Raw genomic sequence first — 12,431 nt, forward strand, 5'->3', positions numbered from 1 at the left:
CCCCGTCCCCGGTGTGCACAAGACGCACCGAAACCCCTAGTCTCAGACCTCATGACTGCTGCTATATCCGCTGACGGCATCCGCCAGCGGTACGGGGATGTGCAGGCCGTCGACGGGGTGTCGTTCACCGTCGAGGCCGGCGAGTTCTACGGGATCCTGGGCCCCAACGGGGCCGGGAAGACCACCACCATGGAGATCCTGGAAGGGGTGCGCAAGCCCGACGAGGGCCGGGTCGAACTGCTGGGGATGGCCCCCTGGCCGCGCAATCCGAAACTGCTGCCGCGGATCGGCGTGCAGTTCCAGGCCTCCGCCTTCTTCCGGAAACTGACGGCCCGGGAGACCATCCGCACCTTCGCGTCGTTCTACGGGGTCGGTCCCAAGCGGGCCGATGCGATGCTGGAGCGGGTCGGCCTCGCCGACAAGGCCGAGACCCTCACCGAGCAGATGTCCGGCGGCCAGGCCCAGCGGCTGTCGATCGCCTGCGCACTGGCCCACGACCCGGAACTCGTCTTCCTGGACGAGCCCACCACCGGCCTCGACCCGCAGGCCCGCCGCAACCTCTGGGACCTCCTGCGGGACATCAACAACGAGGGCCGCACCGTCGTCCTGACCACCCACTACCTGGACGAGGCAGAGGTGCTCTGCGACCGGGTCTCGATCATGGACCACGGCAAGATCCTGCACACCGGCGCCCCGGCGGCGCTGATCCGCGAGATCGACGACACCGTCCGGATCAGCGTGGCCTCCGGCCAGCTGCCGCTCGAGCGGGCCCGCGAGCTGCTGGCCGCGGCCGGCGCCGACGTCGCCACCCTGGAGGACGACACCGTCTCGCTCTCCGTCTCCACCCGCCTCCCGGCCCCGGTCCTCAGCGTGCTGGCCGAGCAGAACGCGCTGCGCGGCCTCGAGGTGCGCGGCGCCACCCTGGAGGACGTCTTCCTCCAGCTGACCGGACGGGAGTTCCGCGCATGACCGCAACCACCTCCACCGAGCCGAAGGTCCCCGCCCCGCGCGGCGGTTCGGCCGGCGCCGCCGACGGGCGGGAGCGGGTCAGCGCGTTCTGGAGCCTGTCCCGCGCGATGCTGCTCGGGATGAAGCGCGACCGCACCGCGACCTTCTTCATCCTGCTGTTCCCGCTGGTGTTCCTGGTCTTCTTCGGCAGCGTCACCAAGGGCAACAACAGCCCGCACGCCAAGGTCGCCCAGGTCGGCGCGGTGAAGCTGTTCGACTCGATGCAGGGCGAGGGCCGGACCGAGCTGGACAAGGTCCTCACCATCACCCGCACCGACGACGAGGCCGGCACGCTGGAGAAGGTCCGCAAGGGCGACTTCGACGCGATGATCACCCAGGGCCCGGACGGCAAGGTCGAGCTGCGCTACAGCGCCGCCGACACCGTCCGCGCCGGGGCCCTCCAGGGCATCGTCAACTCCGTGGTCCAGGAGGCCAACCAGGCGGCCACCAAGCAGCCGCCGACCTACGTGGTGGACGCCCAGCAGGTCGAGGACAAGTCGCTCAAGCCGATCCAGTTCCTCACCCCCGGCCTGCTCGGCTGGGCCGTCGCCACCGGCGCGGTGTTCGGCGCCGCACTGACGCTGGTCAACTGGCGCCGGTCCAAGGTGCTGCGCCGCCTGCGGCTGGCCCCGATCAGCGCCGGTACGGTCGTCAGCTCCCGGATCGTGGTCTCGCTGCTGACCGCCTTCCTCCAGACCACCGTCTTCCTGGTGGTCGCGACGAGCTTCTTCGGGCTCAAGCTCACCGGCGACTGGTGGCTGGTCCTCCCGCTGGTGGCCTGCGCCACGCTCGCCTTCATGTCCATCGGCCTGCTGGCCGGCTCGGTCGCCAAGACCGAGGAGGCGGCGAGCGGCATCTCCCAGCTCATCGTGCTGCCGATGTCCTTCCTCTCCGGCTCCTTCTTCCCGCTGGACGGCGCCCCGGGCTGGCTGAAGACCGTCTCCGAGATCATGCCGCTGAAGTACCTGGTGTCGGCCGCCCAGTCCGTCCTGACCCGCGGCGGCGGTGTCATGGACGCCCTGCCCGCCATGGGCGGACTGCTGCTCTTCGCGGCCGTGTGCACCGGCATCTCCTGGAAGCTGTTCAGGTGGGAAGACGCCTGACCGTCCTCCGCTGATCACCCAGCCCTGCGGGGTCGTACGCCTTTGGTCCCGGTGTACGGCCCCGTCGGCGTCTGCGACCATGGTCGGGTGACAGAGATCGGGCGAGGCACGTTCAGCGAGGAGACCTTCTTCCAGCAGGTCGGCGGTGAGCCGACCTTCCGGCTGTTGGCCCGGCGGTTCTACGAGGGCGTCGCCGAGGACGAGTTGCTGCGGCCGATGTACCCCGAGGAGGACCTCGGCCCGGCCGAGGAGCGGATGGCGCTGTTCCTGATGCAGTACTGGGGCGGCCCGCGCACCTACAGCGAGCGGCGCGGCCACCCGCGGCTGCGGATGCGGCACGCGCCGTTCAAGGTCGACAAGGCGGCGCACGACGCCTGGCTGACGCACATGCGCGCGGCCGTGGCGAGCCTGGAACTGCCGGCCGAGCTCGAGCACCAGCTGCTGGACTACCTGGTCTACGCCGCCGCGTCGATGATCAACACCCCGGGCTGAGCGGTCGCTGCTGGGGCTTCCTAGCGCAGGGGGCTGAGTCCCAGGCCCGCGCCCGGCGCGGCCGCGGTCCGCACCACCACCGAGCCGGCCGGGGCGCTCAGCCGCAGCCAGCCCCCCGCCCGGTGCACCGAGAGCGGGGCGCCGGGCTTCAGGAAGCCGATCACGTACGCGGCGTGCACCGCGCGCAGCGGCAGCTCCGGCAGCACGCCGACCGGCCGGGACCAGATCTCGTCCGCCAGCTGGTCCAGCACCGCACGGGTGCGGTGGTGCGCCGGGACGGCCTCGCTGCGCTCACGGAACTCCCGTACGCCGGCCATCAGTTCCGGGTACACCTCGGCCGCCGGCGGGGCCCCGACCGGCCGCCAGCCGGCCCGCGGCGGCAGCAGCCCGGCCCAGGCCGGGCCGGTCACCGGCCCGGGCAGTGCGACGGCGCCCGCCTCGGCGTCCACGCCGTCCAGTAGCTGGCCCGCCGAGACGGTCAGGTCGACCGGCTCGTCCAGGCCGCTCAGCCGGGCGGTGCGGATCGCCAGCGCGCCCGAGCCGCCCAACGGCAGCCGTCCGAAGACCGCCAGCACGCCGTCCTCCCCGGCCGGGCCGACCGCCTGCAGCCGCACGGCCGCCGCCTTGTCGAAGCGCAGCAGGCGCAGCAGGAAGGCGGAGAGGTCGGCGGCCTCACCGGTGTCGGTCAGGGCGAGGCGGGCGGTGATGGTCAACGCGGCTCAGCTCGAATCGGTTGGGGGTCCTGGGACTTTCAGACTGCCGCGACGGCCGGGGCCTCGTCCATGAACCGGGAGAGGAACTTCCGCTCCACCGGCGAGATCCGGCGCGGCCGGCCCTCGGCCAGGTCGTAGGGCACGACCACGGTGGAGGCCTGGACGTACACCGTCTCGGAGCCGTCCGGGTGGACGTCCTTGATGTCGTAGGAGACGGTCAGCGAGGCGCCGCCGATGTGCGTCACCCGGGTCTCGATGGTGACCGGCTCGGGCCGGTGCACCAGCGGGCGCCTGTAGTCGATCTCGTGGCGGGCCACCACCGAGCCGCCCGCGAACTCCCCGGCTCCGGCCTCGGTGGCCTGGGTGAACATGAAGTCGATCCGGGCCTCCTCCAGGTAGCGCAGGAAGACCGCGTTGTTGACGTGCCCGAAGGCGTCCATGTCGGACCAGCGCAGCGGGCAGGCGTAGATGTGGCGAGCCACGGGTGTTCTCCTCGGTGTCCGGTCGCCCGCCGACGTGTGCCGGCGACGGGCCGAGGCCCGGCAGGCCGCCCCGGAGGGCGGTCTGCCGGGCCGTCGTGACAGCTGGATGTCAGCCTCGGGTCAGCTTCTTGTAGGTGGCCCGGTGCGGACGGGCGGCGTCGGCGCCCAGTCGCTCGATCTTGTTCTTCTCGTACGACTCGAAGTTGCCCTCGAACCAGAACCACTTGCTCTCACCCTCGTAGGCGAGGATGTGGGTCGCCACTCGGTCCAGGAACCAGCGGTCGTGGGAGATGACCACGGCGCAGCCGGGGAACTCCAGCAGGGCGTTCTCCAGCGAGGAGAGCGTCTCGACGTCGAGGTCGTTGGTGGGCTCGTCGAGGAGCAGCAGGTTGCCGCCCTGCTTGAGGGTGAGCGCCAGGTTCAGGCGGTTGCGCTCACCGCCGGAGAGCACGCCGGCCGGCTTCTGCTGGTCCGGGCCCTTGAAGCCGAAGGCGGACACGTAGGCGCGGGACGGCATCTCGACCTGGCCGACGTTGATCCAGTCCAGACCGTCGGAGACGACCTCCCAGAGGGTCTTCTTCGGGTCGATGTTGGAGCGGGTCTGGTCGACGTAGCTGATCTTGACGGTCTCGCCGACCTTGACCGTGCCGCTGTCCGGGGTCTCCAGGTCCTGGAGCATCTTGAACAGGGTGGTCTTGCCGGCGCCGTTCGGGCCGATGATGCCGACGATGCCGTTGCGCGGCAGGGTGAAGCTCAGGTCGTCGATCAGGACCTTCTCGCCGAAGGCCTTGTTGAGGTTCTCCACCTCGATGACGACGTTGCCCAGGCGCGGGCCCGGCGGGATCTGGATCTCCTCGAAGTCCAGCTTCCGCATCTTGTCGGCCTCGGCTGCCATCTCCTCGTAACGGGCGAGGCGGGCCTTGGACTTCGCCTGGCGGCCCTTGGCGTTGGAGCGGACCCACTCCAGCTCTTCCTTGAGCCGCTTGGCGCGCTTGGCGTCCTTCTGGCCCTCGACCTTGAGACGGGACTGCTTGGTCTCCAGGTAGGTGGAGTAGTTGCCCTCGTACGGGTAGGCGCGCCCGCGGTCGAGCTCCAGGATCCACTCGGCCACGTTGTCCAGGAAGTACCGGTCGTGGGTGACGGCCACGACGGTGCCCTTGTACTTCTCCAGGTGCTGCTCCAGCCAGTTCACCGACTCGGCGTCCAGGTGGTTGGTGGGCTCGTCGAGCAGCAGCAGGTCGGGGGCCTCCAGCAGCAGCTTGCAGAGCGCGACGCGGCGCTTCTCGCCACCGGAGAGCTTGGTGACCGCCCAGTCGCCGGGCGGGCAGCCCAGGGCGTCCATGGCCTGCTCCAGCTGGGCGTCCAGGTCCCAGGCCTCGGCGTGGTCCAGCTCCTCCTGGAGCTTGCCCATCTCCTCGAGCAGGGCGTCCGAGTAGTCGGTCGCCATCAGCTCGGCGATCTCGTTGAAGCGGTCGAGCTTCCCCTTGATCTCCTTGACGCCGTCCTGGACGTTCTCCAGGACCGTCTTGGACTCGTCCAGCGGCGGCTCCTGGAGGAGCATGCCGACGGTGAAGCCGGGCGAGAGGAAGGCGTCGCCGTTGGAGGGCTGCTCCAGGCCGGCCATCATCTTCAGCACGGTCGACTTACCGGCACCGTTGGGGCCCACGACGCCGATCTTCGCTCCGGGGAGGAAGCTGAGCGTCACGTCGTCAAGGATGACCTTGTCTCCGTGAGCCTTGCGCACCTTGCGCATCGTGTAGATGTATTCCGCCACGTGAGATCGCTCCGGCGTCGTCGGGAGTAATTCGGCTTGCAGCCTTCCATTGTGCCGCACCCGGCCGGAAGCCCCGAACCGCCCGGGAACCCCCACCGGAGCGTGACGGAACGGGTCGGGCCCGAATGCCGACGGCCCGGCTCCCCGCAGCGAGTGCGGGGAGCCGGGCCGTGACCGAGCAGGACCAGGCGGTACTGCCGGCTAGTCCGTGCTACCGGTTCAGGCGGCGTTGCCACCGTGGCGGCCACGGCGACGCAGGAAGAAGACCGCAGCGCCACCGGCGATGACCAGGGCACCCGCGATGCCGGCCAGCAGCGGGGTGTTGCTGTCGGCACCGGTCTGGGCCAGGCCACCGGTACCCGGGGCGGCGCTGGTCGTGGACGGAGCCGGGTGGGCGGCGCCGGTGCTCGGAGTGCCCGACGGGGTGGCGGTGCCGGTGCCGGTCGGGGCGGTCGGGGCGGAGCTCGGGTTGCCGGTGCCGGTCTTGCAGTCCAGGACGCCCTGGAAGTCGCGGCTGTAGCCGTTCGGGCCGGTGACGGTGATCTTGTAACCGGTCTTCTCGGCGACCGGGACGAGCACGCTCTCGGTCTTGCCGGGCTGGACGGTCAGCTGCTGCTTGTTGACCGTGACGGTACCGGCCTCGTCACCACCGTTGGTGACGGAGACCCGCACACCGTTGTTGGCGCACTCGATCTTGGCGGTGCTGTCGATCAGCGCGCCCTTGCCCTGCTTCCAGGTGGCCTTGGCGGCGGCGGAGACGCTGACCTTGCCGGAGCCGGCCAGGATCATGGTCTGGCTGTGGTTGTCGGCGGTGTAGCCCTTGCTGAGGAACACGCGGCCGCTGGGCACCACGGTGGAGACGTCGGCCTTGAGGGCGAGCGAGCCGTCCGGGGTGCCGGCCGGAACGTCCACGAACAGCTGGGTGTCCTTGGCGATCGGGCCGGTCAGGGTGGCGCCGACCGGCTTGCCGTCCTTGTCCACCAGCTTGGCCTTGTCGGCGGCGTCACCCGTGACGGCCAGCTTCACCTCGTTGGCGCTGGAGTTGAGGACGATCGGGCCCAGCTTGCTGCCGGACTTGCCGGAGACGGAGTCCGGGGTGAGGCTCAGCGACGGCTTGGGCTCGGCGGCGATGCCCTTGTTGGCGCCGCTGATCAGGTAGTCGCGCAGCTTCGTGGCCGCCTCGCTGTGCGGAGAGGCGTCCTTGCCGTCCGAGAACTTCCAGATCGCGGCCTGGGTGCCGGCGGCAGCGTCCTCGGCGGTGAGGCCGGGGATGTTGAGGGCAGTGGCGAGCGAGCTCTCCGAGACCTTCGGGTAGGAGTTCTCCAGGATCCAGCGGATCTTGGAGGCGGGCTCCGCGCGCTTCGGGCTGCCGAGGGAGCTCGCCGACCAGTCCGCCTCCTGGTACTTGATCGGGTCCTTGGCGTGGATGTCGACCGGGAAGCCGAAGTCGATGCAGTAGGTCTTCAGCTCACCGTCGGCGGTCTTCAGCGTGAACAGACCCGCGTCGTAGGTGTTGCCGTCGACGTCGACCTTCTCGCCGAAGATCGTGTCCTGAATCACTGCCGAGGTCACGCCCGAGGCGGGGGTATCCGCCGCGGCCGCCGCACCGGCCGCGAACAGGCCTCCGCCCAGCGCAACGCTGGTCGTGAGCATGACAGTGGCTATGCGGGACAGACCCCGCCCCTGCCTCTTGAACATCTGGGATCCCTCCGAAGCGGACCGAACCGAGTGGGCAGCCCGCCGACTTGCCGTGCCGCGCGTGCCCCCTGTGGCACTGCTGCGGGTATGAACCAGACGAATCCTATTGAGCCCCAGAGGACTCGAAACCCCCATGCGAAATCAGGACGATTCCGTATCTGGATCGTTATCAACCCCCTCAGGATCCACACAAGCTGACACTCTGCCAGAATCGCTCATGACTTTCCGTTATCCGGTCGAGATTGCGCATGCGGGCGCAACACCCTTCTCGATCAACATATTTGTCGACAGAGAAGGTCATCGACCGGTCAGCTCGGCATCGCCCGGTCTTCACCTCCCCTCTCCCCCTCGGACACGCTCTCCTGCCGCTCCGTCACCGGCCCCGCACCCGGCGGCTCGAACAGACGGGGCGCCGCGGCCACCGCCGAAGCCCGCCGCGACTCCAGCGCGTTGACGATCCACCCGGGCACCGGCTCGCTCGCCGCCTGCGCCGCGGCACCCCCGGCCGCACTCGACGGCTGCTCGCGCACCCCCGTCGCCCAACGGAACGCCGAGGTGCCACGGGTGAGATCGTGTCCGACCGACCGGGCGTTGATCTCGGCCCGGCTGCGCTTCACCTCCCCCTCCGTCCACTCGTGCACCCGCAGCCGGCCGGTCACCAGCACCGGATCGCCCTTGGCCAGCGAGCCGATCAGGTTCACCGCGAGCGCCCGCCAGGCCGTCACCCTCAGCCACTGCGTCTCGCCGTCCACCCAGCAGGCGTGCTCCCGGTCGTACCGCCGCTCGGTGCAGCCGAGTTGGAAGTTCGCCATCGGCACCCCGCCGGAGGTTTCCCCGTAGCGCACCTCCGTCGCGACATTGCCCAGCACCGTCACGTGCATGTCGTTCACAGCACACTCTCCGTTCTCGCCGATGCACCGTACGGAATCGAGCGGTGCGAGTTGAGAGTGCGCCTTGGAGGAAATCCCGGCCACCGGGTTCCCAAATCCTGTGGACAACTCCTGGGCCGATCGGCAGGGTGAAAAAGAGCCGTCACTCACAGGGGTGAATTTCGGCCTCCGTGCACCGCCGAGCCGCCACTTCTTCGCGGCCATGACAACAAACCGGCAGATCGCGTCCCCGGCCGGAGCGCGACCGAAGACCCGCCGGGAGCCGTCCGCGCACGTCATCCGACCGGAGCAAGCCGAATAGGACCCCCCACCCACGGCGGTGGCGGGGCATTCTCCGTGTCGAATCCATAACGGGTGAGGAGGCAGCCCCGTAACGACTAGACAACGTCCGGCCCGGAACTGTCCCAGACCGCTGCACGCACGGTCTTCACCTGCGATTATCGGACCGCTCCACCGAACCGACACACCAACGACGGTGTCGTCACACCCGGCCGAGGAACTGGACACCCTTATCCTGTCCCCGACAGGGCGAGGGCCCACCAACCCCCACCCCCACCCCTCAGGCACGGGCCGGACAACGCGCGCCCCCAGCGCTCGTCGCCCGAACCCGGCCGCGGTCACGCCCGCCAGGGCGCCGTCCGTCCCGCCCCCATAGCTCAGCGGATAGAGCACCCGCCTTCTAAGCGGTAGGTCGCAGGTTCGAATCCTGCTGGGGGCGCCACCCTGCAATTCCGCAGGCCATCCCACCCGTGAGCACTTTCCGTGGTCGTACCGGACCTCCGGGTAATCCAGCACTCGCTGCGCATAACCCGTGACAATGCGTGTCATGTCTGCCGCTAAAGGCGGGCCGGCCGGGAGAACCGGAATTCCGGGCGAATCCCCCACCCCCTGAACGAAACAGTCCCGCACCCGGGCGCCCGACCGGCGAATCCGGCAAAAGCCGGACAGCCGCGCGCCAGGCCCGGCCCGCCGGACCGGGCACCAAGGACCGGCCCTTAAACGGCCAGCCCCGCCAGATAGGCGTCGAGCAGGGCGACCTGCCGCTCGGCCGGGAACTCCGACGGGGCGAACAGCGACTGCACCACCAGCCCCAGCACGAAGGCCTGAGCGCCCGCCGCGAGCCCGGCGGGATCGGCTCCGGCCGGGAGCTCGCCGAGCCGCTGGGCGTCCGCGACGTGCGCCGTGAGGGCCACCCGCGAGCGGGCGTAGCGCCCCGCGTGCGCGGCCGCCAGTTCCGGGTCCGCCAGGGCGACGTCCCAGGAGCTGACCCAGATCCGGTTGCCGGCCTCGGTCGCCTCGTCCAGCGGCAGCACGTCGAGCAGCGCGGCCCGCAGCCGGGCCAGCCCGGGGGGCGGCGGCGGGGTGCCGTCGGCGGGGAGCATCCGCCGGGGCCGGGCGGCGGAGCGCCGGTCGAGCTCCTCCAGCGCGTGGCTCAGCAGCGCCCGCTTGTTCGGGAAGTAGTGGGTCAACAGGCCGGTGGAGGCGCCCAGTTCGGCCGCCACCGCACGCAGCGTCAGCCCCTCGAAGCCCCGGGTGGAGAGCACCCGCCACACCCCCTCGGAGACTTCCGAGCGGCGGGCGTCATGGTCTCCACGAGCTGGCGTCATGGGGGCTATCGTACATACCAAACGTTTGTTATGAATGATCTCGACAGCCCCGCCGCACCACCCGCGAAAGGCCCGCCCGTGTTTTCCGTCCCCCTCGCCGAGAACGCCGAACTGCGCCCCCTGGAGCCCTGGCAGGCCCCCGAGTTCCTCGCCCACATCGACCGCGCCCGGGCCCACACCGACCCGTGGATCCCGTGGGCCACCTTCTCCACCGACCTGGACTCGGCCCGGGCCACCCTGCAGCGCTACGCCGACCGCCAGGCCACCGACTCCGGCCGGATCTACGGCATCTGGCGGGACGGCACGCTGGTCGGCGGCGTGATGTTCGTGCAGTTCGACGCCAAGAGCGGCAACTGCGAGATCGGTGCCTGGACCGAGCCGGCCGGCGAGGGCGGCGGGCTGATCACCGCCGCCGTCCGGCTGCTGCTCGACTACGCCTTCACCACCCGGGGCCTGCACCGCGCCGAGTGGTGGTGCTCGGCCGCCAACGCCCGCAGCCGGGCCGTGGCCGAGCGGGTCGGCATGCGGCGGGACGGCGTGCTGCGCGAGTGGTTCCTGCACAACGGGGTCCGCCACGACAAGGAGGTCTGGGCGATCCTGGCCCCCGAGTGGGCCGCCACCCGGGCCTGATCACCCGGACGTCCGGCACATGGGCGGGGCCCGGTGGACTGCGGGGGAGTCCACCGCCCCGCTCCGCCGAACCCCCGCTCAGGCCGCCGGCACCGGCCGCTCCGCCCCGGCCCGACCCCCCGGCGCTGGGCCTGCGCGCCGCCGCCGCCTTCGACCAGCGCGCCCAGGCCCTGCTGGCCGAGGAACTGCGCGCCCAGGACCCGGCCCACGACGAGCGGACCGCCCGGGTCGCCGCAGCCCAGCTGCTCGCCGTCCGGCTGACCCTGGTCGGCGGCAACCACCGCCGGATGCTGGCCGGCGAACGCGCCGCCGCCCTGCCCGCCGCCCTGGACGAGGCCCGCCGCGCCTTCGCCGCGGTCGAGCACCGCCTCGGGGACTACTGCGCCGCACCGGCCTGAGAGAGTGGGCGCACCACGACCACCGGAGGTGCGCATGGACCAGCCGCTGCTCACGCGGGACCGCTCCGCCCTGCCCGTCCAGGCCGAGGGCCTGAACGCCTACGTCGGCGAGGACGGCGTCGCGGTCCTGGAGTTCGCCCGCCCGCACCGCCGCAACGCGGTGACCCTGGCGATCTGGCAGGCGCTGCCCAAGGTCCTGGCGCAGCTGGCCGAGCAGGAGGGCGTGCGCGCGCTGCTGCTCACCGGCGCCGGGAACACCTTCAGCGCGGGCGCGGACATCACCGAACTCGCCGAGGTGTACGGCGATCCGCAGCGCGCGGACGCCTACCACGCGGTCAACGTGGCCGCCGAGGAGGCACTCGCGGCCTTCCCGCACCCGACCCTCGCCGTGGTGCACGGCGCCTGCGTGGGCGGCGGCTGCCAGTTGGCCGTCGCCTGTGACCTGCGCTTCGTCGCGGAGGACGCCCGGCTGGGGATCACCCCGGCCAAGCTCGGCGTGGTCTACCCGGCGGTGCCGACCCTGCGGCTGGCCCGGCTGGTCGGGCCGGCCCGGGCCAAGTACCTGCTGTTCTCCGGCGAGTTGGTGCGCGGCCGGGACGCGCTGCCGCTGGGCCTCGCGGAGCGGGTCCTGCCGGACGCCGAACTGGACGCCGCCGCGCTGGAGTTCGCCCGGCTGCTGGCCAGCCGCTCGACCCAGACCATCGGGGCGGTCAAGGCCGCGCTGGCCGTCCCGGCGGAGCGCGCGGCCGAGGCGCTGGAGCCGTGGGAACGGCGCTCGCGGGAGGCCTCGGACGTGCACGAGGGACTGGCCGCCTTCCTGGCCGGCCGCCCGCCGCGGTTCTGAGCTGCCGCGGCCTCCCGCGAGCGCCGTTCGGGCACGCTCGGACGCGGCACCGGCAGCTCACGTACGATCATCCGACCAGCGCCCGCGCCACCGCCCGTCGCCGCCGACCAGCGCCGACCAGCGCCGACCGCTGCCGCCGCCGGCGACCGCCGACCACCCGTCCCGACCCCGGAGCACCCACCCCGATGACCACCGAGGCCACGACCGCCCCCACCAGCCGGACGATCTGGGCCCGCCGGGTCACCGACGGCGTCGAGCCGAAGAACGTGATCATCGCGGTCTGCCTGCTGATCGGCGGCCTGCGCTACGGCTGGTCCGGCCTCGGCTGGGCCGCCTTCGCGGCGCTGTTCGCGGCCGTCGTCCCGACCCTGTTCATCCAACGGGGCATCCGCAAGGGCACCCTGGAGGACCGGCACGTCGGCCACCGCCAGCGGCGGCTGACCGTCATCCCGTTCATCATGGGCTCGGTCGCCGTCAGCTTCGCGGTGATGATCTGGGCCCACGCCCCGCGCGACCTCACCGCGATGGTGGCGGCGATGTTCGCCTCGCTGGTCCCGATCCTGGTGATCACCGTCTGGTGGAAGGTCTCGGTGCACACCGCCGTCGCCAGTGGCGCGGTGGCCTGCCTCGGCATCGCGCTCGGCCCGCTGTGGCTGCTGCTCTACCCGCTGGTCGCGGTGATCGGCTGGTCCCGGGTGGTGCTGCGGGACCACACCACCGCGCAGACGGTCGTCGGCGCGGTGGTCGGCGCCCTCACCGCCGGGCTCACCTTCTGGGCGGCCCGGTAGCCGA

General features: G+C 71.4%; 13 protein-coding genes and 1 tRNA gene. 8 read left to right on the plus strand and 6 right to left on the minus strand.

Annotation, left to right across the window (positions count from 1 at the left end; all coding sequences use genetic code 11):
* Positions 1–51 precede the first annotated feature (51 nt).
* The 3 genes from O1G21_RS12985 to O1G21_RS12995 all read left to right on the plus strand — a co-directional run bounded on the left by O1G21_RS12985 (position 52) and on the right by O1G21_RS12995 (position 2,603).
* Positions 52–969 carry an ABC transporter ATP-binding protein gene (locus tag O1G21_RS12985; RefSeq protein ID WP_270143489.1) on the plus strand — a complete coding sequence of 306 codons (918 nt, stop codon included), beginning with the start codon at positions 52–54 and terminating at the stop codon, positions 967–969.
* Positions 966–2,111: an ABC transporter permease gene (locus tag O1G21_RS12990; protein ID WP_270143491.1), complete on the plus strand. Its 1,146-nt coding sequence runs from the start codon at positions 966–968 to the stop codon at positions 2,109–2,111. The genes O1G21_RS12985 and O1G21_RS12990 overlap by 4 nt, the downstream gene beginning before the upstream one ends.
* Before the next feature lie 87 nt (positions 2,112–2,198).
* Positions 2,199–2,603, plus strand: coding sequence for a globin (locus tag O1G21_RS12995; RefSeq protein ID WP_270143493.1), 405 nt, complete (start codon positions 2,199–2,201; stop codon positions 2,601–2,603).
* 20 nt (positions 2,604–2,623) lie between these two features.
* Here the strand turns inward: O1G21_RS12995 and O1G21_RS13000 are convergent, their stop codons facing one another.
* From O1G21_RS13000 to O1G21_RS13020, 5 genes are all read right to left on the minus strand, one after another.
* Positions 2,624–3,316: a hypothetical protein gene (locus O1G21_RS13000; RefSeq protein ID WP_270143495.1), complete on the minus strand. Its 693-nt coding sequence runs from the start codon at positions 3,314–3,316 to the stop codon at positions 2,624–2,626.
* A gap of 38 nt (positions 3,317–3,354) precedes the next feature.
* Positions 3,355–3,798 (minus strand): acyl-CoA thioesterase, encoded by a 444-nt coding sequence (locus O1G21_RS13005; protein ID WP_270143496.1) that lies wholly within the window; start codon positions 3,796–3,798, stop codon positions 3,355–3,357.
* A gap of 109 nt (positions 3,799–3,907) precedes the next feature.
* Positions 3,908–5,572 carry an energy-dependent translational throttle protein EttA gene (ettA, locus tag O1G21_RS13010; protein WP_270143498.1) on the minus strand — a complete coding sequence of 555 codons (1,665 nt, stop codon included), beginning with the start codon at positions 5,570–5,572 and terminating at the stop codon, positions 3,908–3,910.
* A gap of 219 nt (positions 5,573–5,791) precedes the next feature.
* Positions 5,792–7,225 (minus strand): Cys-Gln thioester bond-forming surface protein, encoded by a 1,434-nt coding sequence (locus O1G21_RS13015; RefSeq protein WP_270143500.1) that lies wholly within the window; start codon positions 7,223–7,225, stop codon positions 5,792–5,794.
* Between the two features lie 353 nt (positions 7,226–7,578).
* On the minus strand, positions 7,579–8,151 hold the full coding sequence (locus O1G21_RS13020; protein ID WP_270150952.1) for a single-stranded DNA-binding protein: 573 nt from the start codon (positions 8,149–8,151) through the stop codon (positions 7,579–7,581).
* 654 nt (positions 8,152–8,805) lie between these two features.
* Here O1G21_RS13020 and O1G21_RS13025 point away from each other — a divergent pair.
* Positions 8,806–8,881, plus strand: a tRNA-Arg gene (locus O1G21_RS13025).
* A gap of 274 nt (positions 8,882–9,155) precedes the next feature.
* Here the strand turns inward: O1G21_RS13025 and O1G21_RS13030 are convergent.
* Positions 9,156–9,767, minus strand: coding sequence for a TetR/AcrR family transcriptional regulator (locus O1G21_RS13030; RefSeq protein WP_270143502.1), 612 nt, complete (start codon positions 9,765–9,767; stop codon positions 9,156–9,158).
* Between the two features lie 78 nt (positions 9,768–9,845).
* Between O1G21_RS13030 and O1G21_RS13035 the strand changes: the two genes are divergently transcribed.
* The 4 genes from O1G21_RS13035 (at position 9,846) to O1G21_RS13050 (ending at position 12,427) form a co-directional block, all read left to right on the plus strand.
* The gene (locus tag O1G21_RS13035; RefSeq protein ID WP_270143504.1) at positions 9,846–10,397 is read left to right on the plus strand and encodes a GNAT family N-acetyltransferase; all 552 of its coding nucleotides are present in this window, start codon (positions 9,846–9,848) and stop codon (positions 10,395–10,397) included.
* On the plus strand, positions 10,376–10,795 hold the full coding sequence (locus O1G21_RS13040; RefSeq protein ID WP_270143506.1) for a hypothetical protein: 420 nt from the start codon (positions 10,376–10,378) through the stop codon (positions 10,793–10,795). Before O1G21_RS13035 ends, O1G21_RS13040 begins: the two co-directional genes overlap by 22 nt.
* 34 nt (positions 10,796–10,829) lie before the next feature.
* Positions 10,830–11,639: an enoyl-CoA hydratase/isomerase family protein gene (locus tag O1G21_RS13045; RefSeq protein ID WP_270143508.1), complete on the plus strand. Its 810-nt coding sequence runs from the start codon at positions 10,830–10,832 to the stop codon at positions 11,637–11,639.
* Positions 11,640–11,824: 185 nt separating this feature from the next.
* The gene (locus O1G21_RS13050; RefSeq protein WP_270143510.1) at positions 11,825–12,427 is read left to right on the plus strand and encodes a phosphatase PAP2 family protein; all 603 of its coding nucleotides are present in this window, start codon (positions 11,825–11,827) and stop codon (positions 12,425–12,427) included.
* Positions 12,428–12,431: the final 4 nt, after the last annotated feature.

The sequence above is a fragment of the Kitasatospora cathayae genome (genome assembly GCF_027627435.1).
Lineage (GTDB): Bacteria > Actinomycetota > Actinomycetes > Streptomycetales > Streptomycetaceae > Kitasatospora > Kitasatospora cathayae.